Origin of the sequence: Micromonospora sp. NPDC049523, from assembly GCF_040676775.1 — a bacterium.
Lineage (GTDB): Bacteria > Actinomycetota > Actinomycetes > Mycobacteriales > Micromonosporaceae > Micromonospora_G.
Genome location: NZ_JBFAPP010000015.1, coordinates 80,748 through 102,438 on the forward strand (window position 1 = coordinate 80,748; position 21,691 = coordinate 102,438).

Annotated in this window: 20 protein-coding genes and 1 pseudogene; 4 read left to right on the top strand and 17 right to left on the bottom strand. The window is 72.3% G+C overall.

Features of this window, described 5'->3' with window-relative positions; translation table 11 throughout:
* Nucleotides 1–309: 309 nt before the first annotated feature.
* The 11 genes and pseudogenes from truB to rimP form a co-directional block, all read right to left on the bottom strand.
* The gene (truB, locus tag AB0J90_RS23445; RefSeq protein WP_363599068.1) at nucleotides 310–1,197 is read right to left on the bottom strand and encodes a tRNA pseudouridine(55) synthase TruB; all 888 of its coding nucleotides are present in this window, start codon (nucleotides 1,195–1,197) and stop codon (nucleotides 310–312) included.
* A gap of 316 nt (nucleotides 1,198–1,513) precedes the next feature.
* Nucleotides 1,514–2,845, bottom strand: coding sequence for an MATE family efflux transporter (locus AB0J90_RS23450; RefSeq protein WP_363599070.1), 1,332 nt, complete (start codon nucleotides 2,843–2,845; stop codon nucleotides 1,514–1,516).
* Nucleotides 2,846–3,578: 733 nt separating this feature from the next.
* Nucleotides 3,579–3,797 (bottom strand): DUF6186 family protein, encoded by a 219-nt coding sequence (locus AB0J90_RS23455; protein ID WP_363599072.1) that lies wholly within the window; start codon nucleotides 3,795–3,797, stop codon nucleotides 3,579–3,581.
* Nucleotides 3,794–4,201 (bottom strand): hypothetical protein, encoded by a 408-nt coding sequence (locus AB0J90_RS23460; RefSeq protein WP_363599074.1) that lies wholly within the window; start codon nucleotides 4,199–4,201, stop codon nucleotides 3,794–3,796. Before AB0J90_RS23460 ends, AB0J90_RS23455 begins: the two co-directional genes overlap by 4 nt.
* 51 nt (nucleotides 4,202–4,252) lie before the next feature.
* Nucleotides 4,253–5,320, bottom strand: a complete 1,068-nt coding sequence (locus AB0J90_RS23465) for a bifunctional oligoribonuclease/PAP phosphatase NrnA (RefSeq protein WP_363599076.1) — start codon at nucleotides 5,318–5,320, stop codon at nucleotides 4,253–4,255.
* A complete protein-coding gene (gene rbfA / locus AB0J90_RS23470; RefSeq protein ID WP_363599078.1) occupies nucleotides 5,317–5,808 on the bottom strand; it encodes a 30S ribosome-binding factor RbfA in 492 nt (163 codons plus the stop codon). The genes AB0J90_RS23465 and rbfA overlap by 4 nt, the downstream gene beginning before the upstream one ends.
* Before the next feature lie 177 nt (nucleotides 5,809–5,985).
* Entirely contained in the window at nucleotides 5,986–6,279 is a 294-nt protein-coding gene (locus tag AB0J90_RS23475; protein ID WP_363599080.1) for a DUF503 domain-containing protein, read from the bottom strand.
* 89 nt (nucleotides 6,280–6,368) lie between these two features.
* Complete coding sequence (gene infB / locus AB0J90_RS23480; RefSeq protein ID WP_363599082.1) at nucleotides 6,369–9,389, bottom strand: translation initiation factor IF-2; 3,021 nt, start codon at nucleotides 9,387–9,389, stop codon at nucleotides 6,369–6,371.
* Nucleotides 9,390–9,482: 93 nt separating this feature from the next.
* Nucleotides 9,483–9,814: pseudogene (locus tag AB0J90_RS23485) on the bottom strand (YlxR family protein).
* Between the two features lie 15 nt (nucleotides 9,815–9,829).
* Entirely contained in the window at nucleotides 9,830–10,885 is a 1,056-nt protein-coding gene (nusA, locus tag AB0J90_RS23490) for a transcription termination factor NusA (RefSeq protein ID WP_363599084.1), read from the bottom strand.
* Nucleotides 10,882–11,601 carry a ribosome maturation factor RimP gene (rimP, locus tag AB0J90_RS23495; RefSeq protein WP_363599086.1) on the bottom strand — a complete coding sequence of 240 codons (720 nt, stop codon included), beginning with the start codon at nucleotides 11,599–11,601 and terminating at the stop codon, nucleotides 10,882–10,884. Before rimP ends, nusA begins: the two co-directional genes overlap by 4 nt.
* Before the next feature lie 197 nt (nucleotides 11,602–11,798).
* Here rimP and AB0J90_RS23500 point away from each other — a divergent pair, with 197 nt between their 5' ends.
* The 4 genes from AB0J90_RS23500 (at nucleotide 11,799) to AB0J90_RS23515 (ending at nucleotide 14,101) form a co-directional block, all read left to right on the top strand.
* Nucleotides 11,799–12,317 (top strand): hypothetical protein, encoded by a 519-nt coding sequence (locus tag AB0J90_RS23500; RefSeq protein ID WP_363599088.1) that lies wholly within the window; start codon nucleotides 11,799–11,801, stop codon nucleotides 12,315–12,317.
* Nucleotides 12,318–12,438: 121 nt separating this feature from the next.
* Entirely contained in the window at nucleotides 12,439–12,861 is a 423-nt protein-coding gene (locus AB0J90_RS23505; protein ID WP_363599090.1) for a ferritin-like domain-containing protein, read from the top strand.
* A gap of 151 nt (nucleotides 12,862–13,012) precedes the next feature.
* Nucleotides 13,013–13,567: a PadR family transcriptional regulator gene (locus tag AB0J90_RS23510; protein ID WP_363599092.1), complete on the top strand. Its 555-nt coding sequence runs from the start codon at nucleotides 13,013–13,015 to the stop codon at nucleotides 13,565–13,567.
* 51 nt (nucleotides 13,568–13,618) lie between these two features.
* Nucleotides 13,619–14,101 (top strand): nitroreductase/quinone reductase family protein, encoded by a 483-nt coding sequence (locus tag AB0J90_RS23515; protein ID WP_363599094.1) that lies wholly within the window; start codon nucleotides 13,619–13,621, stop codon nucleotides 14,099–14,101.
* A gap of 49 nt (nucleotides 14,102–14,150) precedes the next feature.
* Here the strand turns inward: AB0J90_RS23515 and AB0J90_RS23520 are convergent, their stop codons facing one another.
* The 6 genes from AB0J90_RS23520 to pcaF form a co-directional block, all read right to left on the bottom strand.
* Nucleotides 14,151–14,867: a VIT1/CCC1 transporter family protein gene (locus AB0J90_RS23520; RefSeq protein WP_363599096.1), complete on the bottom strand. Its 717-nt coding sequence runs from the start codon at nucleotides 14,865–14,867 to the stop codon at nucleotides 14,151–14,153.
* On the bottom strand, nucleotides 14,864–15,721 hold the full coding sequence (gene map, locus AB0J90_RS23525) for a type I methionyl aminopeptidase (protein WP_363599098.1): 858 nt from the start codon (nucleotides 15,719–15,721) through the stop codon (nucleotides 14,864–14,866). The genes AB0J90_RS23520 and map overlap by 4 nt, the downstream gene beginning before the upstream one ends.
* A gap of 111 nt (nucleotides 15,722–15,832) precedes the next feature.
* Nucleotides 15,833–16,960: a SpoIIE family protein phosphatase gene (locus tag AB0J90_RS23530; protein ID WP_363599100.1), complete on the bottom strand. Its 1,128-nt coding sequence runs from the start codon at nucleotides 16,958–16,960 to the stop codon at nucleotides 15,833–15,835.
* Between the two features lie 570 nt (nucleotides 16,961–17,530).
* Nucleotides 17,531–18,031, bottom strand: a complete 501-nt coding sequence (locus tag AB0J90_RS23535; protein WP_363599102.1) for a DUF456 domain-containing protein — start codon at nucleotides 18,029–18,031, stop codon at nucleotides 17,531–17,533.
* 4 nt (nucleotides 18,032–18,035) lie between these two features.
* A complete protein-coding gene (locus AB0J90_RS23540) occupies nucleotides 18,036–20,204 on the bottom strand; it encodes an EAL domain-containing protein (protein ID WP_363599104.1) in 2,169 nt (722 codons plus the stop codon).
* A gap of 260 nt (nucleotides 20,205–20,464) precedes the next feature.
* Nucleotides 20,465–21,670, bottom strand: a complete 1,206-nt coding sequence (pcaF, locus tag AB0J90_RS23545) for a 3-oxoadipyl-CoA thiolase (protein WP_363599106.1) — start codon at nucleotides 21,668–21,670, stop codon at nucleotides 20,465–20,467.
* Between the last annotated feature and the right edge of the window lie 21 nt (nucleotides 21,671–21,691).

Genomic DNA, 21,691 nt, shown 5'->3' on the forward strand with positions numbered 1-21,691 from the left:
AGTCCGTACCCGGCCGCCCGCGTCCCGCGCCCGGCACTCCGATCACCCCGCACCGCCCGGCACGCTGTCCGCCCCGCACCACCCGGCACGCTGTTCACCCCGCACCGCCCGGCACGCTGTTCACCCCGCACCGCCCGGCACGCTGTTCACCCCGCACCGCCCGGCACGCTGTTCACCCCGCACCGCCCGGCACGCTGTCCGCCCCGCGCCGCCGGCCGGTCCCACTCGTCCCGGTCAGGCCGGGTCCCGCTCGTCCCGGTCAGGCCGGGTCCCGCTTCTCCTGGTCAGGCCGGGGCCCGCTTCCCCTGGTCAGGCCGGGGCGAGCACGATTTCCGCCCGGGCCCGGCCGCCCCGCTCGCTGACGATAGCGATCAGACCGCCGGCCGGGTCGAACACGGCGTACGGGCCGTCGATGCCGGCCGGTTCCAGCGGACCACCGTGGGAGAGCACCTTCGCCTCGGCCGCGTCCGCCTGCCGGGAGGTGAAGAACCGCCGGGCCGCCGCCTCGACCGGCAGGTTCACCACGTCCTGCGGCTCCCGCTCGGCCAACTCGTCCAGGGTCACCGCCTCGGTCAGCTCGAAACCGCCGACGGCGGTACGCCGCAGCGCGGTCAGGTGCCCACCGACGCCGAGTGCCACACCGAGGTCCCGGGCGATCGCCCGGATGTACGTGCCGGACGAGCAGGTCACGTCGACGTCGAGATCCACCAGTTCCGGTGTCGGACGTCGGACGTCCAGGAGGTCGAGCCGCGAGACCGTCACCCGACGGGCCGCGAGCTGCACCGCCTCGCCGTCACGGACCCGCTTGTACGCCCGCTGCCCGTCGATCTTGATCGCACTCACCGCGCTCGGCACCTGGTCGATCTCACCGGTCAGCGGGAGCAGGCCGGCGCGGACCTGTTCGTCGGTGATCCCGCCCGCCGACGCCTGCGTCACCACATCGCCCTCGGCGTCGTCGGTGATCGTCGACTGACCGAGCCGGATCGTGGCGGTGTACCGCTTGCCCGCACCGATCACGTACGTCAGCAGCCGGGTCGCCCGTCCGACACCGATCACCAGCACCCCGGTCGCCATCGGGTCCAGGGTGCCGCCGTGCCCGACCCTCCGGGTCCGGGCGAAGCGACGGATCCGCGCCACCACGTCGTGCGACGTCATGCCGCTGGGTTTGTCCACCACGATCAGACCGTCGACGCTCACAACCGCCAAGCCTGCCAGACCCCCACCCCCCACCCCCCACCCCACCCCCACCCCACCCCCACCCCGCCCCCCCTGCCCCGCCCCACCCCAGAAGCCCGGCGATCTTGCACTTGTGGCTGTGCGTAAACCATCAGAAGCAACGCATTCTGGGCACCACAACTGCAAGATCGCCGGCCGGAGCGGGGCGGGAGCGGGGCGGGGCGGGAGCGGGGCGGAGCGGGGCGGAGCGGGGCGGAGCGGGGCGGAGCGGGGCGGAGCGGGGCGGAGCGGGGCGGGGCCGGAGCGGGGTGGGGCCGGAGCGGGGTGGGGGTGGGGGTCAGCGGGTGGCGCCGGCTACGGCCCAGGCGCCGCTGCGTAGCCGGAGTAGTAGGCCGGCCAGGCGTACCACCAGGAACAACGCGAGTCCGGCCCAGATACCGCCGAGGCCCAGGTCGAGGGCGTACGCGGCCCAGATCGCGGGCAGGAAGGCGCCGACCGCCGCGACGATGGTGAGGTCGCGCATGTAACGCAGGTCGCCCGCCCCGATCAGCACCCCGTCGAGGGCGAACACCACCCCGGCGATGGGTTGCATGCCGACGAACCACGGCCACGCGACCAGCGCCTGTTCGCGTACCTGCTGGTCGGCGCTGAACCAGGACGGCACCACCCCGGCACCCGCGGCGACCAGCAGCGCGAAGACGATCCCGCAGGCGCCGCCGACCAGGGCGAGCCGGCGGGCCAGCGCCCGCGCGCCGGCCACGTCGCCGGAGCCGAGCGCCGCGCCGATCAGCGACTGGGCGGCGATGGCCAACGCGTCCAACACCAACGCGGTGAAGAACCAGAGTTGCAGGGCGATCTGGTGGGCGGCGACCGACGCGGCGCCGAACCGGGCGGCGACGGCGGTCGCGGACAGGAAGCTGGCCTGGAAGGCGGCGCCGCGTACCAGCAGGTCGCGACTGAGCACGAGCTGGCCGACGATCATCGGCGGACGGGGGCGCAGCGACACCCGCTCGGCGACCAGCGCGCCGACGAAGAGGATGCCACCGAGGGTCTGTGCGGTGGCGTTGGCGACCGCACTGCCGACCAGGCCGAGTCCGGCCGGGTAGACCAGCAGCGGGCAGAGCGCCGCGGAGAGCAGGTTGGGACCGAGCACGAAGTACAGCGGGCGGCGGGTGTCCTGCACGCCGCGCAGCCAGCCGTTGCCGGCCGCGGCGAGCAGCAGGCCTGGCGCGCCGAGGGCAGCGATCCGCAGCCAGTCCGCGGCGGCGCCGGCCACCGCCGGGTCGTCGCCGGCCAGGGTCCGCGCGAGTGGTCCGGCCGCGATCTGGACCACGAGCAGAATGAGTACGCCGGCCGCGAGGGCAAGCCAGGACGCCTGTACGCCCTCCGCCACGGCGGCGGCGCGGTCACCGGCGCCGAAGCGACGGGCCGAGCGGCCGGTGGTGCCGTACGCGGCGACGGTGCCGAGCCAGACGACCAGGGTCATCACCGTGCCGGCGACCGCCAGCGCGGCGAGCGGCACCCGGCCGAGGTGTCCCACCACGGCGGTGTCCACCAGCACGTACAGCGGTTCGGCGGCGAGCACGACCAGGGCCGGTACGGCCAGCTGGGCGATCCGGCGCGAGGTGATCGGCGGCGGGTGCGGGCCGGCGGCGGTGGGGGTGCTCATCGCGCCTGATCCTGGCACGGCTCCCGTAAGGAGTGCAACGCCCGACCGGGACTTACTCAGTAGTGCGGACGCCGGAACGGCGGGCGGCCATCAGAGGCTGCGAGCGCCGGAATAGGCGCGGCCTTCAGGGGTGCGGGTACCGAAACAGGCAGGGCCATCAGAGGGTGCGAGGGCCGGAACAGGCGCGGACCTCAGGGGTGCGGGTACCGAAACAGGCGGGGGCCACCAGAGGGTGCGAGGGCCGGAACAGGCGCGGACCTCAGGGGTGCGGGTACCGAAACAGATGTGGCGCCCAGGGGTGCGGGTGCCGGAACGGGTAGGCGGCCGACGGCCGAGCGGGTTCGTCTCGGTCGTCAGCCGCGCACCGGTTGTGTCACTGGCGGGTGTCCATCGACGTCTGCAGCGCGCGACGGGCCTGCTCGCGAGCCTCGTCGGTGTTCTCCGGCTTGGTCTTCTTGGTGGCCATGGGGACGGCTCCTCTTTCCAGGGTTGCGCCGGCCGCACAAGGACGCGGCCGTTCGCGTACGGGTTCTGCTGATCGCCGCCGGCCCGCCCTCCGGGGTCGCCGGACGGGGTCGGTCAGGGCAGCGTGAGCCCGGGTCGGTTGACCCTGGAGGCGCCCGGCACCGGGTGTGGCACCGTGGCACGCATCACAAACCAAGCTATCGTTCAGGTCCACATTCTGTGCACCAATCCCGCGATACGGAACGGTACGGTGCTGTGACCTGCGGTGTCAGCGGGCGAAGAAGTGCCAGCCCAGCCACCACCAGAACCCGAACAGGCCGATTCGGCCCACCGGGACCGGGCCCACCTCGTACCGCATCACCTGGGCGCAGACGTCACCGAGAGTAGGGATCCGTGAGCCCTCCCGCCGGGCCGCCCACTCGACGACGGCGAACAGGACAAAGGCCAGCAGGAAGCCGCCGATCGCGAGCATCCGGGTCGCGCTCATCGGCGTACCAGCGCCCAGAAGGCCGCCAGCCAGCCGAAGTACACGGCCGACCGGGTCAGCTCGTCGGTCAGCAGCGGGTCGGCCAGGCGGGAGAAGGTCGGGAAGTCGTCACCGGAGCCGAGGGCGAAGGTCGCCCCCTCGAACACCCCGAAGACGGCAACCGGCAGCACCCACCAGATCGTGCCCGGACCCGGGCGGGCGGGCGGTGGGCGGCGGGGCACCCGGTTGCTGAGTCCGAGCCAGATCAGCGCTCCCCCGGTGCCCAGGGTGTAGAGGTTCGCGGACAGGGAGAACGACGGTAGCTGGCCGCCAACCAGCGACAGACAGGCGAGTACGGGGACCGAAACAAGGGGTTTGTCCCAGGGACGCGGCACATCGACGGCTATTTCCGAGGGCTGCTCCATCTTCCGATTGTGCCCGCGGTGCCGGAGTGCCGAAAGTGCATAATCCCTGGGCTATCCCCGATCTTCCGGCTCGGCCAGGACCCGTTCCAACTCGGCCCGGATCGCGCCGATCACCTCGGCCGGGCCGCCGCGACCGGTGAAACCCGCGGCCAGCCGGTGCCCGCCGCCGCCGAGCGCCACCGCGACCCGGCTGACGTCCAGCGCACCCTTGCTGCGCATCGACACCGCCCACTCGGCCGCGGCCACCTGCTTGAGTACGCAGGCCACGTCCGCCTCCGCGGTGCAGCGCACCGAGTCGATCAGGGCCTCCAGCACGTACGCCGGCTGTTGGTGTCGAGTCAGGTCGTCCAGGGTGGCGTAGGTCCAGACCAGCCCGTGCCCGGCCGCGGCGGACGGTTCGAGTTCGGCCCGGGTGAGCACGTCACCGTAGAGCCGGACGGCACCGAACGGCCGGGTGTCGAAGACCCGACGGGAGATCTCCTCCGGCCGGATGCCGGTGGCCAGCAGCCGGGCCGCCATCTCGTGCACCGCCGGGGTGGTCATCGCGAACCGGAACGAGCCGGTGTCGGTGGTCAGCGCGACGTAGAGGCACTCGGCGATCTCGCGGTCGAGCGGTACGTCCAACCGGTCGAGCAGGCCCTCCACCACCACCGAGGTGGCCGCCGCGTACGGGTCGACCAGGTGGATCCGGCCGAACCGGGTGTTCGAGGCGTGGTGGTCGAGCACCACCACCTCGCCGGCCCGGTCCAGCCGGTCGACGAGGTCGCCGATCCGGGACACGCTGGCGGCGTCGAAACAGAGCACCAGATCCGGGTCGGTCCAGGTATCGGTGGCCGGCACGAGCAGGTCGAGACCGGGCAGCGCGGCGAACGGCTCGGCGACGCCGGGCGGACCGGGGAAGGTCGCCTGGAGCTGCCGGAAACCCATCCGGCGCAGGCCGAGGGCGCAGCCGAGCATGCTGCCCAGCGCGTCACCGTCCGGGTTGACGTGACAGATCAGCAGCACCCGGGCGTCGGGCGAGAGGGCGCGTACCGCAGCCACCGCCGACGCCCAGTCAGTCTCGCTGGGACCGGCGTCGGCCGGCGAGTGTACGAGCGCCGAGCCGGCCGAGCCGGTCACCGCCGGTCACCGGCGTCGACCGCCGGATCGTCCGACTCGTCGGCGTCGGTGTCCTCGTCGTCGTCCTCATCCTCGTCGAGCTTGTACGGCTGCGCGTCACCGGCGTACGCGGCGTTGGCCGCCCGCCGCTGCACCTCCTCGTCCGCGCTGCGCGCCACCGCGATCAGGTCGTCGATGTGCTTGACCTGGTCCTGCACGTTGTCGAGGACAAAAGCCAGGGACGGCGAGTGGCGCAGCCCGAGCGCCTTGCCGACGGTGCTGCGCAGCAGGCCCTTGGCGCTCTCCAGCGCGGCGGCGGTGGAGGCCTGTTCGGTGGCGTCGCCGAGCACGGTGTAGAAGACCGTGGCTTCCCGAAGATCAGCGGTGATCCTGGCGTCGGTGATGGTGATCATGCCGAGGCGAGGATCTTTGATCTGCGTACGCACCACGGAAGCCACCAGCTCCCGGACACGCTCAGCGTGCCGGCGTACCTTGGCCGGGTCCGTCATTTCCGCACCTCCACGGCATCGCTACCTCCGGCGCGGGCCGGTGGTGCGGTGCACCACCGGCGGCCACCGGCCGACTTTTGAACACTACCTGCGAGCCACCGCGAGGCGCTCCCGGGCGGCGACCCGACGGCGGCACCCATCGGGGTGGTCCCCTCGGGTACGGCCGCACCGGCCCGCTCAGTCGTCCTCGCCGTGCAACCTCCTGCGCACCGACAACAGTTCGAGCTCCGGCCGACCGGCGACCAGCCGCTCACAGTTGTCGAGCACCTCGCCCACGTGACCCGCCTCGGCGGCCACCACGGCGACCGCGATCTGCGCCCGCCCGTGCAGGTCCTGGCCGCCCACCTCGGCGACCGAGACCTCGAACCGGCGCAGTGCCGCCACGACCGGGCGGACATAGGATCGCTTTTCTTTCAGTGACCGGGAATCGCCCGGCAGCAATACGTCGAAAACCGCGGTTCCAGTAAACATCGAGTGGACGATACCGCCCGGACACCCCGCATGATCAAGGGGTTTACGCCCGGGTGGGCGTAAACCCCTTGATCAGTTGGACCTATTCGTCAGGCGCGGGTCTTCTCCCGCATCTCGAAGGTCTCGATGATGTCGCCAACCTGGACGTTGTTGTAGTTGCCCAGGGTGAGACCGCACTCGAAGCCCTCGCGCACCTCGGTCGCGTCGTCCTTGAACCGCTTGAGCGAGCTGATCGTGAGGTTGTCCGCCACGACCGCCCCGTCGCGCAGCAGGCGGGCCTTGGCATTACGCCGGATGACCCCCGAGCGGACGATACAACCGGAGATGTTACCGATCTTGGAGGACCGGAACACGTCGCGGATCTCCGCGCTGCCGAGCTCGACCTCTTCGTACTCCGGCTTGAGCAGACCCTTGAGCGCCGCGTCGATCTCCTCGATGGCCTGGTAGATCACGGTGTAGTACCGGATCTCCACGCCCTCGCGGTCGGCGATCTCCCGGACCTTGTTCGAGGCCCGTACGTTGAAGCCGATGATCGTCGCCGCCTCGGCCGAAGCACTCGCCAGCATCACGTTGCTTTCCGTGATGGCACCGACGCCACGGTCGAGGATCTTGAGCTGAACCTCCTCGGGGATGTCCAGCTTGAACAGCGCGTCCTCCAGGGCCTCCACGGAACCGGAGACATCGCCCTTGAGGATGAGGTTGAGCGAGGTCTTCTCGCCCTCCTTGATCTGCTCCATGAGCGTCTCAAGAGTGGCCCGACCACGGGAGTTGGCGAAGCTCGCCGCCCGCCGCCGCGCCTGCCGCTGTTCGGCGATCTGCCGCACCGTACGGTCGTCGGCGGCGGCCAGGAACGTGTCCCCGGCGCTGGGCACCGCGGTCAGACCGAGCACCATCACCGGACGTGCCGGTCCGGCCTCGGCGACCTGGTTGCCGTTCTCGTCCAGCATCGCCCGGACACGTCCGTGCGCCCCACCGGCGACGATCGAGTCACCGGCCCGCAGGGTGCCCTTCTGGACCAGCACCGTCGCCACCGCACCGCGACCCTTGTCAAGGTGCGCCTCGACCGCGACACCCTGCGCCGGCCCGTCGATCGGAGCGGTCAGCTCCAGCGACGCGTCGGCGGTCAGCAGGATCGCCTCGAGCAGTTCGTCGATGCCGATGCCGGGCTTGGCCGCGACGTTGACGAACATGGTGTCGCCGCCGTACTCCTCGGCGACCAGGCCGTACTCGGTCAGCTGCTGGCGGACCTTGTCCGGGTTGGCCTCCGGCTTGTCGACCTTGTTCACCGCGACCACGATCGGCACGTCGGCCGCCTTGGCGTGGTTGAGCGCCTCGATCGTCTGCGGCATGACGCCGTCGTCGGCCGCGACCACCAGCACCACGATGTCGGTGACCTGGGCACCACGGGCACGCATGGCGGTGAACGCCTCGTGGCCCGGGGTGTCGATGAAGGTCAGTGCCCGCTCGTCGCCGTTGTGCGGAACCCACACCTGATAGGCACCGATGTGCTGGGTGATGCCACCGGCCTCGCCCGCGACCATGTTGGTCTTGCGGATCGCATCCAGCAGCTTGGTCTTACCGTGGTCGACGTGACCCATCACCGTCACCACCGGCGGGCGGGTGACCAGCCGGGCGACGTCAACCTCGGCGTCGAGGTCGATGTTGAACTGCGCCAGCAGGGCGCGGTCCTCGTCCTCGGGGCTGACGATCTGCACGTCGAAGCCGAGGTGCTCACCGAGGAGCAGCAGGGTCTCGTCCGAACAGGACTGGGTTGCCGTGACCATCTCGCCCAGGTTGAACATCTCCTGGACCAGCGAACCGGGGTTGGCGTTGATCCGGTCGGCGAAGTCCGACAGCGAGGCACCGCGCGACAGCCGTACGACCTGGCCCTGACCTCGGGGGGCACCCGAGCTCATGGTCGGCGCGGACAGGTTGTCGAACTCTTGTCTGCGCTGCTTCTTCGACTTGCGACCGCGGGTCGGCTTGCCACCCGGACGCCCGAAGGCACCCGCGGCGCCGCCGCCACGGCCACGACCGCCGCCACCCGGACGACCGCCACCGGCGCCCGCACCGGCCGGCGCACCGCCACCGGGACCACCGCGGTAACCGCCACCACCGGGGGCGCCACCGCCGCCACCGGGACGGAAGCCGCCACCGGCACCGCCGCCACCACCGGGACGGAAGCCACCGCCACCGCCACCGCCGCCACCGGGACCGCCACGGAAGCCGCCACCGGCACCGCCGCCGCCACCGGGACGACCAGCACCGCCGCCGGGACCGCCCGGACGGCCGGGGCCGCCAGCGGGACGACCGGGACGCTGGGTCGGCATCGAGGCCGGGCTCGGCCGAGGCGGCATGGACGCCGGGCTCGGGCGAGGCGGCATCGACGCCGGGTTGGGCCGGGGTCCGCCGGAAGCGGCGGGACGCTGACCACCCGGGGTGATACCGAACGGGTTGTTGCCACCGCTACGTGCCGGCGGACGACCGCCGGGGCCGGGCCGACCCGGTGCCGGAGCACCCGGGTTCGCCGGCCGGGCGGCCGGTGAGCCCGGACGCGGCGGAACGGCGTTCGGACCCGGACGCGGCCGGGTCTGTGCGCCACCGTCGGCCGGCGGTTCCCGGCGTACGGTGTCGCGCTGCTGCTGACGGGCGGCCTGGGCGGCCTTGACCGCCGCCTCCTGCTCCGCCTTCAGGGCCGAGGCGCGCGCCTCGGCGGCCGCCACCTCGATGTCGTGCGCGCTCGCCGGCTTGGCGGTCGGCGCGGCTGCGGCCGGCTGCGGCGGACCCGGAACCGGGCCCTTCGGCCGGACCGGAGGCGCCGTGGGCCGCCGGGGCGGCATGGGCTTGGCGGACACCCGAGGCTCGCCCGGGGTGGTTGCCCCGGGGGTCGCCGACGGAGCCGCCGGAGGGGCTGGGGTCGTCGGCGCGGCGGGGGCCGCGGGGTTCGACGACGCGACGAACGCGCCGCGCAACCGGCGGGCGACTGGCGCCTCGACAGTGCTCGACGCGGACTTGACGAACTCGCCCATTTCTTTCAGCTTGGCGAGAACGGTCTTACTTTCGACCCCGAGCTCTTTTGCCAGCTCGTGAACGCGGGCCTTGCCTGCCACTGCACTCCTCACTCCGAGGTCGTGCGGGCAGCACCCGCAACAACCTCACTCGTGCACTTGAAGCCTGGTCATTTCTGGGACTTCATCGTGTGCTCATGTCGGTCGTCCTACCTTGCTTGCGACCCTCGCCCGGCCGGATGGCCGGACGTAGTGGTTGACGCATCAATGTGCTCGGCCAGCACCCCGGTATCTGGAACACCGGGGATACGCAGCGCCCGCCCGAAGGCACGGCGCCGCTGTGCCAGCGCGAAGCAAGCCGAGTCAAAGTGCAGATGCGCCCCCCGACCCGGCAGTCTGCGGGCCGGATCAGGTCGGAGATTGTAGCCAACCCCGTCGCCGACCGCGACAATCCGCAGCAGATCGACAGCCGAAGCGCGTTGCCGACAACCCACACAGGTGCGCACCGGCCACACGCGTCGTACCACTGGGAAAGTCTACCCCTACCCGGCCGAGATCGCTCCGCCCGGCTCCGTCACGTGATCGGCGGACCCCCGCGCACCGGTCGGCGCGGAGCTTGCCGCCTGCTCGTTGTCCGGCCGGATATCGATCCGCCAACCGGTCAACCGGGCCGCCAGCCGGGCGTTCTGACCCTCCCGGCCGATCGCCAGCGAGAGCTGGAAGTCCGGCACGGTGACCCGGGCGGCCCGGGTGGCCAGGTCGACCACCTCGACCCGCAGCGCCTTGGCCGGCGACAACGCGTTGCCGACGAAGTTGGCCGGATCGTCGGACCAGTCGATGATGTCGATCTTCTCGCCGTGCAGCTCGCTCATCACGGCGCGGACCCGCTGGCCCATCGGCCCGATGCAGGCGCCCTTGGCGTTCACGCCCGGCACCGCCGACCGGACCGCGATCTTCGTACGGTGACCTGCCTCACGTGCGATGGCCGCGATCTCCACCGTGCCGTCGGCGATCTCCGGCACCTCCAGCGCGAAGAGCTTCTTCACCAGGTTGGGATGCGAACGGGACAGGGTGATCTGCGGTCCCCGGAAGCCCTTGGCCACGTGCACCACCACGCACCGGATCCGCTGGCCGTGCCCGTAGATCTCCCCCGGCACCTGCTCGGGCGCGGGCAGTACGGCCTCCAGCTTGCCCAGGTCGACGCTGACGATGCCCTTCTCGGCCCGTCCCTCGTGCGCCTGCACCACGCCGGTGACCAGATCGCCCTCGCGGCCCACGTACTCGCCGAAGTGCACCTCGTCGGTCGCCTCCCGCAGCCGCTGGAGGATCACCTGCTTGGCGGTCATCGCCGCGATCCGGCCGAAGTCGTGCGGGGTGTCGTCCCACTCCCGGCCGACCACACCCTCGTCGTCGACCTCCTGGGCGTAGACCAGGGCGGCCCCGGTCTTACGGTCGATCTCCACCCGGGCGTGTGTCTCCGAGCCCTCGGTATGCCGGTAAGCGGTCAGCAACGCGGTCTCGATCGCCGCGAGGATCGTGTCGAACGGAATCTCCCGCTCGCGCTCCAGGGCGCGCAGTGCCGCGAGGTCGATGTTCACCTCTCCTCGCCCTCCACATCTTCGTCGTCAGTGTCGTCGATATCGGGCAGGTCGTCGTCGTGCATGTCGGACTCGTCGTCGTCGATCTCCGCCAGGTCGGAGTCCGCCACCTCGTCGAGCCGGCTGAACTCCACCTGCACCCGACCGGGGCCGAGATCCGCGTAGGCCCACTCCCCGGACGTCCCGTCCAGGTCGAACCGCACCCGCTCGTCGTCGGCGGCGATCACCCGTCCGGTGACCTGCCGCTCGCCGGGGGCCGGATCCGCCGTACGCTGCTCCGGCGCGGACCGGCCGGCACCCTTCGTGGTGACCTTGACCAGTCGGCCGACGTTACGCCGCCAGTGCCGGGGCAGGGTCAGCGGGCGGTCCACGCCCGGCGAACTGACCTCGAGCTGGTATTCCCCGGCGATCAGGTCCCCGCCGGTCTCCTCGGCCAGGTCGAGCGCGGCCGAGATGGCGCGGGACACGTCGGCCACCGCGTCGAGGTTGATGCCGCCGTCGCCGTCCACGATGATCCGGACCACGTGCCGGCGGCCGGCGCGGGAAACCGAGATGTCCTCCAGGTCGTAGCCCTGCGCGATCACCACCGGCTCGATCACCGCCCGTAGTTGGGCCCGACGAGCCGTAAGATCACCCCGAGGGCGCTCCACGGAGCGCCGCTCACCAGCCCGCGGTCCAGCCGTCGACCGGCTGGTAGCGCGGCCACGCTGCGTCATATCCGCACCCCTTTCCGAATCGTCGGCGGCCCGTGCGGGCAGCCATGCCAGTTCGCCACCGGGCCCAGACGCGCCCGGCGGCTGCGCAGAGCGTAACGCGCGGGCCGACCGGCGAGCCGGGCGGCGCACCGGCAGAGCGTTACGCCCGGTGCCGGCCTTGTGGCCGGGGTCCGCGACGCATGGTGTTGACTTGCCCGGTGCGGACCGCGGAGACCAACCAGAACCATCGCGTACGGGGGCGGTCCCGGCGCGACCTGATCCGGGCGGCCGGCCTGGTGGCGTTGACCGCCGGAGCGGGGTCACTGACCGGCTGCGGCCTGTTCGGCGACGAGCAGGTGCCGCCGCCGCCCGACCCGCTCGCTCCCCTGGTGACCAACACGCTCGATCTCGCCGCGCGGTACGACTCCGCCGTGGCGGCCTTCCCCGAACTCGCAGACCGGCTGGGACCGGTGGCACAGGCGCACCGGGCGCACGCCGCCGAACTTGCCCGGGTGACCGGCACCGCCCTGCCCAGCGGCAGCCCCACGGCCGGCGCCTCGGCGGGCGCGGCGACGCCGGCCGCCGACTCGAAGAGCGCCCTGGCGATGTTGCGGGCGGCCGAGACCGAGGGCCGGGAGACCATGGCCAAGGCCTGCACCGAGGCGCCGGCCGACCGGGCGGTCCTGCTCGGCACCATCGCCGCGGCCCGGGCCACCCACCTGGAGGTGCTGCGGTGAGTCGAGCGGGTGATGCCGCGGTGGCCCGGGTAGCAGCCGCGCGGGCCGGCGGGCCGGCGATCGACCGAACGGGAAGCGAGCGGATGAGCGGGCCAGCGATGGACCGGGCGGGGGTGGACGGATGAGCGGGCCACTGGACGCGGCACTCGCCGCCGAATACGCGGCGATTTTCGCGTACGGGCCGATCGGGGTGCGACTCACCGGGGCCGCGGCCACCGACGCACGGGCCGCCGAGGCCGCTCACCGGACCCGGCGGGACGCGCTGGTGCTGCTGTTGACCGCCGGTGGGGGTACCGCTCCGGCGGCGGCGGCCAGCTACGAGCTGCCGTACCCGGTGACCGATCCGGCGTCCGCGCTGCGGCTGGCGGTCGAGGTCGAGGAACGTACCGGAGCGGTCTGGCGGGCGGCGCTCGCCACCACCACCGGTGTGGAGCGCGGGCGGGCGCTGGACGCGCTGACCGACTGTGCCGTACGGGCGACCCGGTGGCGGCGCACCGCCGGCATCTCCCCCGCCACGGTGGCGTTTCCCGGTCGTCCGACCTGACGTACCGCCCGGGATCGGCGGCCACCGGAGCACGGGGACCGGGCCGGAGCCGGCGGGCCGGGTGGCGGTGAGCACACCGGGGTGGCGGTCACCCGTGAGCGGCGCGTCGTCGAGTTGCCAGCGGGATACCCGGTATACATACTCGGTAGCCGTGTCCATCCGCTACGGCCTGCTCGCCCTGCTCGAACGCGGGCCGATGTACGGCTACCAGCTCCGATCCGCCTTCGAGGAGACGATCGGGGCCACCTGGCCGCTCAACATCGGGCAGGTCTACACCACCCTCGGCCGCCTCGTCCGGGACGAGTTGGTCGAATCGTTGCCGGAACACGACGCCGGCCAGCGGCCGTACCGGATCACCGAGGCCGGACGGGCGGAACTGGCCGGGTGGTTCGGCACGGCGCTGCCCCGTACCGACCGGCCCCGGGACGAGTTGACGATCAAGCTGGCGCTGGCGCTGGCCACACCGGGCGTCGACATCGACACGGTGGTGGACACCCAGCGGGCGGCCAGCAGGCGGGCGTTGCAGGAGTTCGTCCGGCGCAAGATCCGCGACACCCGGGCGGACAACGTGTCCGGGCGGCTGGTGCTGGACGCGATGATCTTCCAGACCGAGGCGGAGATCCGCTGGCTGGACCACTGCCTGGAGACCCTGGGCCGAGCCGCTACGCAGCCGGCCGCCGAGCAGCCCGTCGCCGAACAGCCGTAGCCGACCCCGACGCGGGCTTTTCTTTTTCCCGGAAACCGACACACTGTGTCGATGTCCGCACTCGGTACGCTCGTGCGCCGGTTCAGCCACCGACGCTGGTTCGCCCGGACGGTCCGGTTCGTCGTACCGGCCGACCGGCTGATCGGTCGCCTGACCAGGGGACGGGTGGTGGCGCTCGGCATCGCCCCGTCGCTGATCATCACGACCACCGGTCGCCGCTCGGGGCAGCCCCGCAGCAACCCCCTGCTGTTCGTACGCGACGGCGACGCGTACGTGGTGATCGCCTCGAACTGGGGCCAGACCCAGCACCCCGCCTGGTCGCTGAACCTGCTCGCCGACCCGACCGCCACGATCACCCTCGACGGTGCCCGGCGCCCGGTCCGGGCCGCCATGGCGCAGGGCGCGGAACGGGAACGGCTGTGGCAGTTGTTGCGCAACGAATGGCCGGCGTACGAAACCTACGTGGAGCGGGCCGGCGGACGGGACATCCGGATCTTCCGGCTCACCCCGGACGGCCCCGCCACCGCCGCGTAGACAACGCCGGGCCGCCCGATCCGCGGCCCTGAGCCCGGCCGGTCCGGGCTCAGCCGAGTGGACCGCCGATACCGATCAGCCGGCCCACCAGGTACGTCACCACGGCCGCGGCCACACCCAGCAGCAGTTGCCGGGTGCCGCTCATCCACCAGGGTCGGCTGGTGAACCGGGCGACCAGCGCACCGGCCACGAACAGGCCCAGCGCGCCGACGCCGAGCGCCAGCCAGAGGTTGGTGAAGCCGAGCAGGTAGGTCAGCAGCGGAACCAGGGCGCCGATGGAGAAGCAGACCGTCGACAGGATCGCCGCGGTCCACGGGCTCGGCTGCTCGTCCGGATCGACCCCCAGTTCCTCGCGTACGTGCACCCGCAGCGCCTCTTCGGGATTGCTCCGCAGGGCCAGGGCGACCTGTTCCGCGAGGTGGCGGGGCAGCCCGCGCTGCACCCAGGCGTCGGCCAGCTCCTGTGCCTCGGCCTCCGGGTGCCGCTCCAACTCGCGGCGCTCCTTGGCCACCTCGGCGGCCAACTGCTCGTTCTGCGAGCGGACGCTGGTGTACTCGCCGAGGCCCATCGAGATCGCTCCGGCGACGAGGCCGGCGACACCGGTCAGCACGATGGTGTGCGGCGCGATGCCGCCCCCGCCGACGCCGGCGATCAACGCGATGTTGGTGACCAGCCCGTCCATCGCGCCGAAGACGGCGGGGCGCAGCCAGCCACCGGAGACGTCGGCGTGGTGGTCCTCACGCAGTGCCGCAGGGGTTTCGGTCATGGCAGGGTGAGGATCTCGTGACCGTCCTCGGTCACCACGATCGTGTGCTCGAACTGGGCGGTCCACCGCCGGTCCTTGGTCACCACGGTCCAACCGTCGGCCCACATGTCGTACTCGTGGGTGCCGAGGGTGATCATCGGCTCGATGGTGAAGGTCATTCCCGGTTCCATCACGTCGGTGGGTCGGGGGCTGTCGTAGTGCGGCACGTAGAGCCCGCTGTGGAAGGTCTCGCCGATGCCGTGCCCGGTGAAGTCGCGCACCACCCCGTATCCGAAACGGCGGGCGTACGACTCGATCACCCGGCCGATCACGTTGATCTGCCGACCCGGGGCGACCGCCCGGATGCCCCGCATCATCGCCTCGTGGGTCCGCTCCACCAGCAGCCGGTTCGGCTCGGCGACCTCGCCGACGCAGAACGTGGCATCGGTGTCGCCGTGCACCCCGTCGACGTACGCGGTGACGTCGACGTTGATGATGTCGCCGTCCTCCAGCACCGTGGTGTCCGGGATGCCGTGGCAGATGACCTCGTTCAGGCTGGTGCAGCACGACTTGGGGAAGCCCCGGTAGCCCAGCGTCGACGGGTACGCACCCTGGTCGACGAGGAACTCGTGCACCACCCGGTCGATCTCGTCCGTGGTGACCCCCGGCTTGCAGTGCTCACCGGCAAGCTGCGTGGCTTGCGCGGCGATCCGCCCGGCGACCCGCATCTTCTCGATCGTCTCGGCCGTCTGCACATGCGACCCGCGCCACTGGGCGGGCTGCTTCTTGCCGACGTACTCCGGTCGGGCGATCTGGGGCGGCACCGGCCGCCACGGGGACAGCGTGCCTGGGGTGAGTGGTGCACGGACGTTCATGCATTCAGCCTATCGCCGGGGGTGCACGCGCTCACCGCGCCGTGACTCCCACCACGACGGGTCCGCGTACGGCGGCGAGCCCGCCCGCCGGCCGGACCGGTCGGGCCCGGATCAGGACGACAAGCGCCGCCAGAAGGTCACCTCGGTGCCCTCGCTGGTACGGCTCACCCGCAGCTCGCCGAGGGCCCTGATCAGCTCCAGCCCCCGGCCCCGGAACCCCGGATCGTGCGCCTCCCGCCACTGGCCGCTGTCCCGTACGGTCGCCACCACCGTGCCGTCGGCGACGGTCACCTCGACGGTGATGGTCCGGTCGGCCGGCGCCACCGGGTGCTCGATCGCGTTCGCCGCCGCCTCGGAGACCGCGACGACAAGATCGAAAAGATCCTCCTCGCCGACCTGGTGGTCGGTCAGGAACTCCAGCAGCCGCTGGCGTAGGGCACTCAACTTGGTCGGGTCCGCCGGCAGGCGCAGCGCGAACCGGTTCGGGGCGGTCTCCGCGAGCGCCAGGATCGCCACCCCGTCCGCCCGTGGCCGACGCGGTGCCTGGACGAAACGCACCTGGATCAGCTCCTCTATCTGCTCTTCGGCCGGCTCGACCGGGATCGCCGCCACCGGCCGGGGCGAGTCCCACACCGGGCGGAACGGGAAGATCACGTCAGCCGGGGGTTCGATCCGGGTGGGTGCCCGCGCGGGGACCGCGCTGTAGAACAGCAGCCGGGCCCCCGGCGCCAACCGGGACTCGATCGTGTCGTACCGGGCATCGGTGCGGGCCCCGATCGGCGGGCCGAGCGGTCGCCGGTGCAGCAGGTCGATCTGGCCCTCGGGGCCGAGGCAGACCGGTGACGGGTGGCCTGCGCTGGCGTAGCAGAGCCGGCCGGTGTGCGGGTCGAACTCGAGGCAAACCACTATCGCGTACGACCCGCGCAGCGCGTTGCCGAACTGCCGGTTGAGCTGGGTCAGGGCGGTCCCGGGTGCGACCCCGGCGAGCAGTTCCGCCAGCAGTGCGGTACGCAGTTGCCCCATCGCCGCCACCGCCGGCACACCGGTGTCGAGTACGTCACCGACCACCAGCACCAGGTGGCCGTCGACGCTCGTGATCACGTCGTACCAGTCGGCGCCGCCCGTACGGTCGGTGCCGAACGTGGTGGTGCCGGGGTCGGCACCGACGGGGAGTTGGCGTGTCCCGTGCACCGGACCGGCCCGATGTAGGCCGTCGTCTCCTGCCGGGCCCGCGCTCATCTCGCCTCCTGCTCCCACCGGTGTGGAGGGCCTTGCGCTCCCTCACCGTGTCCGCCCAGTACCCGATGGGACCAGCGCCGTAACGCTTTGATCATGGCCAGTTGGGCAGTGTGGTGGGCACGACACCCACGGTGACCACGGCGGGAGCGATTCGGGCGCGATCAGGAGGGGATCGGCGGCGGTAGTTGGATTCGATAATCGGATTGCCCCGACACCCCGCCCGGCCGCATGCTCGTTGTCATGCCGATGCGCGAGGACCGACGAGTGCGCCGCGGGTGCGCCGGGTCACCAGCCGCGGCGGGAGCCGGACTGGCGCGCTGAGCCACTCCGGGCACCACAGATCTCCCGGAGACCCGGACACGGGTCTCCGACCGGGCCGGATCACACCGGCCCAGAGCCGGGCCCTCGGACGGCCCGGCGTACGCGACGGCGCGGGACGCGGTCACCTCTCTCACCCGTACGGCAACCCGCCGTGCCAACGCCCGTCCCGCGCCGTCGCACCCACACCGAGCCATGACAACCGACAATTCGCGTCCGGCGGGTGTCAGGGCCCAGACCGGCGATCGGCGCTCAGACCACGGCCAGGCCGACCACCCAGGTCAGCGCGATGGCGAGGGCGACGCTCAGCTCGACCAGCATGGCCAGGCCGAACGCCTTGAGCGCGTCCTTCGTCGACGGCCAGGCCAGCCGGTTCTCGCCCAACCGGAGCCGCTCGGCCAGCCAGACCCCGAGCACGAAGCCGAGGACCAGGCCCACCACCGGCACCACGAAGAAGCCCACCAGCCCGAGCACGCCGCCGGCCAGCAGCGTGCTGTTCGGCACCCCGGTCCGCTTCAGGTTCCGGCCCGGCCAGGCGTACTTGATGATCGTGCCGACCACGGTGAGCGCGGTGGCGATGCCGAGCACCACCCACCGGCCCCAGCCAGCGTCGGCGAAGATCGCCCAGATCAGTACGCCGCCCCAGCAGAGCGGCAGTGCCGGCAGCACAGGCATGAGTACGCCGATGATGCCGGCCAGGATGGCCAGTCCAGCCAGGACAGTGACCAGGGAATCGGTGTCCGTCAGATCCACCCGGTCAGCCTGCCCTACCGGAGCCGGATTCGCGTAGTCGTGCGGTTATCTCGTCCGCCGCGACCGGTGCCCCGAAGTACAGGCCCTGCCCGGTGTCGCAGGTCAGCGCCCGCAGCCGGTCGGCCTGCCCGGAGGTCTCCACCGCCTCGGCGGTCACCGACAGGCCCAGCGCGTGCGCCAACCGGACCAACGCGTCCACGATCCGCTCGTCGACCAGGGCGAGCGGGTCGCCGGTCCGGATCCCCTCGACGAACGGGGCGGCGAGCTTCAGCGTGTGGAACGGCAACCGCCGCAGGTACGCCAGGTTCGAGTAACCGGTGCCGAAGTCGTCGATGGCCAGCCGTACGCCGAGCGCGGCGAGCCGGCGCAGCGAACGTACCGGCTCGCCGGAGGTGGCCATCAGCGCGCTCTCGGTGATCTCCAGTTGCAGCAGTTCGGCCGGGAAGCCGGTCTCGGCGAGCACGTCGGCCACCATGTCGACCACACCGGGGTCGTTCACCTGCCGCACGGCCAGGTTGACGCTGACCACGAGCCGGGAGTCGGGGAACTCCCGCCGCCAGCGGCTGCCGTACGCGCACGCCTGGTGCAGCACCCAGCGGCCGAGCCGGACGATCAGCCCGGTCTCCTCGGCCAGCCCGATGAACTGGTCCGGGCCGAGCAGCCCCAGCTCCGGATGCCGCCACCGGACCAGCGCCTCGACCGCCCGGGTCGATCCGTCGGCCAGCGCCACGATCGGCTGGTAGTCCACGGTGAACTCGCCCCGCTCGAGCGCCGCCGGCAGCACCGCGGCGAGGCCCGCGCGGGTGTTGTCCCGGGCACCGCGCTCGGGGTCGTAGACCGCCCAGCGTCCGCGCCCGTCCGCCTTGGCCCAGTAGAGGGTGGCGTCCGCGGCCTTCATCAGCTCGGCCGGGCGGGTCCCGGCGAGCGGGCCCTCGACCAGGCCGATGCTGGCCGACACCTCGAGCTGCTGGTCGCCGACCTGCACCGGGCGGGCGACGGTGGCCAGCGCCACCTCCGCCACGTCGATCACCTCCTGCGGGCCGCCGCTGCCGTCGACCAGGATGACGAACTCGTCGCCGCCCATCCGGGCCACCAGGTGGCCCCGGCCGGAGACGGAGTCGGCGAGCCGCCGGGCGACCACCACCAGCAGCCGGTCACCGAGGTCGTGCCCGAGGCTGTCGTTGATCGCCTTGAAGCCGTCGAGGTCGAGGAAGCAGAGGCCGACCCGGTCGGCCGGTTCGCCGTCGGCGAAGACCGCCGCCAGCCGGTCGAAGAAGAGGGTACGGTTCGGCAGCCCGGTCAGCGGGTCGTGCAGCGCCTGGAAGCGCAGCCGCTGCTGCAACTCGTACCGTTCGGTTATGTCCTCGGCCATGGCCACGATGAACCTCGGCCGGCCGTCGTCGTGCCGGATCAGGGAGAGCGCCAGGTCGGTACGGACGACGTCGCCGTCCTTGCGGTAGTAGCGCTTCTCCACCCGGGCGGTTTCCCGCTTGCCCTCGACCAGGTCCCGGTAGAGCTCGGCCAGCGGCTCCGCGTCCTCCGGGTGGCACAGCGAGGTCACGTCGGTGTCGCGCAGTTCGGCGACGGAGTAGCCCAGCATCTCAGCGAACGCCTGGTTGACGTCCATGATCCGGCCGCCGGTGTCGGCGATGCCGATGCCCAGCGCCGCCCCGGTGAAGACGGCCCGGAACCGCGCCTCGCTGTCCCGCAGTGCCTGTTCGGTCTCGTCCCGGGCCTGCCAGGCCGAACGGCTGATCCGCTCCTGCTGGCTGAACGTCAGCTCGCGCAACGCCCGCGCGAAGCCGGCCGCCAGACCGCCCTGCAACTGCGTGACCCGGTGCCGTACGCCCGGGGAATCGGGGCGTTCGGGGAGCACCGCGGCGGCGAAGCCGTTGCCGAGCGCGCGTACCGACCAGTCGAGCATGGCGGGGGCGGTCAGGTGTGCCCCGACCAGGGCCCGACCGACGTCGTCCGCCGGTTCGGCGCTGAACGGCTCGGCGAGCAACGCCTGCGCGAGCCGTACGCTGTGCACGGTCAGCAGGCGTTCGGTCTCCGCCGCACTCATCGGTACGAAGCCGAGCCGGGCGACGGCACCGGCCCACTGCTGTGCGTACCGGTGCACACCCGCGCGGCTGAACTCCTCACCGCCGGCCGGTGGAACGGGGGCCGGCACGGCTAGCCGCCGAGGTGGTCGGGTGGGGCGATCTGGTGCCCGGCACCGCCGCCCGCCGGCCCGCTGTCCACAGTGGAGGTGTTGGCCTCCCGGCGATGTTCGTCAGGCCGTTGCATCGTCCGCCTCAGCTCGTACCGCCGGTCGTCGACCGGCTCGGTGAGCCATCGAGCATACGCGCGGTCCGCGACCCCGTGGCTCCGCCGCGGGGTCGTCACGATCCCGACGATCGGAGCCGGGACGACGACCCCGGGACCGTCGCCCTAGTCGACGGATTCCAGCATCAGCGCGATGCCCTGGCCGACCCCGATGCACATGGTGCACAGCGCGCGCCGCGCCCCACGGTGGCCCAGTTCCAGCGCCGCGGTCAGCGCCAGCCGGGCACCGCTGGCGCCGAGCGGGTGCCCGAGCGCGATCGCGCCGCCGTTCGGATTCACGTGCTCGGCGTCCTCCGGCAGTCCCAGCTCACGCAGGACGGCGACCGCCTGCGCGGCGAACGCCTCGTTCAGCTCCACCAGGTCGACGTCGCCGATGCCGATGGCGAGGCGGTCGAGCAGACGCCTGGTGGCCGGGACCGGGCCCATGCCCATCACCCGTGGCGGCACCCCGGCGGCGGCCGACCCGGTGATCCGGGCCAGCGGCGTGAGGTCGTAGCGGCGTACCGCGTCGGCGCTGGCGACGAGCACCGCGGCGGCGCCGTCGTTGACCCCGGAGGAGTTGCCGGCGGTCACGGTGCCACCGTCGCGGAACGGCGTGGGCAGTGCGGCCAGCCGTTCCAGCGAGGTCTCCCTCGGGTGCTCGTCGAGGTCCACCAGCCGGGTCTCCCGCCGGCCGGCGGGTACCTCGATCGGCACGATCTCCTCGGCGAGCCGGCCGCTGGCCTGTGCGCGGGCCGCCCGCTGCTGGGAGCGGAACGCGAACGCGTCCTGCGCGGCCCGGTCGACACCGTACTCGGCGGCCACGTTCTCCGCGGTCTCCGGCATGGCGTCGGTGCCCCAGCCACGTTCCATCAGCGGGTTGACGAACCGCCAGCCGAGCGTGGTGTCGTAGATCTCCGCCGCGCGGGAGAAGGGTGTGGTCGCCTTCGGCATGACGAACGGGGCCCGGCTCATGCTCTCCACCCCGCCGGCCACCATCAGGTCGGCCTCACCGGCGATGACGGCGCGGGCGGCGATGCCGACCGCGTCCAGGCCCGAACCGCACAACCGGTTCACGGTGGTCCCCGGCACGGCCTCGGGCAACCCGGCCAGCAGGGTCGCCATCCGGGCCACGTTGCGGTTGTCCTCACCGGCCTGGTTGGCGCAGCCCAGCACCACGTCGTCCACCGCCGCCCAGTCGACTGTCCGGTGGCGGGCCACCAGCTCCCGGATCACGTGCGCCGCGAGGTCGTCCGGACGTACGCCGGCCAGTGCGCCGGCGTACCGGCCGATCGGGGTACGGACGCCGGAGACGAGGTATGCCGCTGTCACGCCGGGCAGCATAACCAGTCG

What these genes read in the sequence shown, in the direction of transcription:
- AB0J90_RS23450 (WP_363599070.1), bottom strand. Translation starts at nt 2,845, where the DNA reads ATGAGCACCCCCACCGCCGCCGGCCCGCACCCGCCGCCGATCACCTCG.
- AB0J90_RS23455 (WP_363599072.1), bottom strand. Translation starts at nt 3,797, where the DNA reads ATGAGCGCGACCCGGATGCTCGCGATCGGCGGCTTCCTGCTGGCCTTT.
- AB0J90_RS23460 (WP_363599074.1), bottom strand. Translation starts at nt 4,201, where the DNA reads ATGGAGCAGCCCTCGGAAATAGCCGTCGATGTGCCGCGTCCCTGGGAC.
- rbfA (WP_363599078.1), bottom strand. Translation starts at nt 5,808, where the DNA reads ATGACGGACCCGGCCAAGGTACGCCGGCACGCTGAGCGTGTCCGGGAG.
- AB0J90_RS23475 (WP_363599080.1), bottom strand. Translation starts at nt 6,279, where the DNA reads ATGTTTACTGGAACCGCGGTTTTCGACGTATTGCTGCCGGGCGATTCC.
- rimP (WP_363599086.1), bottom strand. Translation starts at nt 11,601, where the DNA reads ATGACGCAGCGTGGCCGCGCTACCAGCCGGTCGACGGCTGGACCGCGG.
- AB0J90_RS23505 (WP_363599090.1), top strand. Translation starts at nt 12,439, where the DNA reads ATGAGCGGGCCACTGGACGCGGCACTCGCCGCCGAATACGCGGCGATT.
- AB0J90_RS23515 (WP_363599094.1), top strand. Translation starts at nt 13,619, where the DNA reads ATGTCCGCACTCGGTACGCTCGTGCGCCGGTTCAGCCACCGACGCTGG.
- AB0J90_RS23520 (WP_363599096.1), bottom strand. Translation starts at nt 14,867, where the DNA reads ATGACCGAAACCCCTGCGGCACTGCGTGAGGACCACCACGCCGACGTC.
- map (WP_363599098.1), bottom strand. Translation starts at nt 15,721, where the DNA reads ATGAACGTCCGTGCACCACTCACCCCAGGCACGCTGTCCCCGTGGCGG.
- AB0J90_RS23530 (WP_363599100.1), bottom strand. Translation starts at nt 16,960, where the DNA reads ATGAGCGCGGGCCCGGCAGGAGACGACGGCCTACATCGGGCCGGTCCG.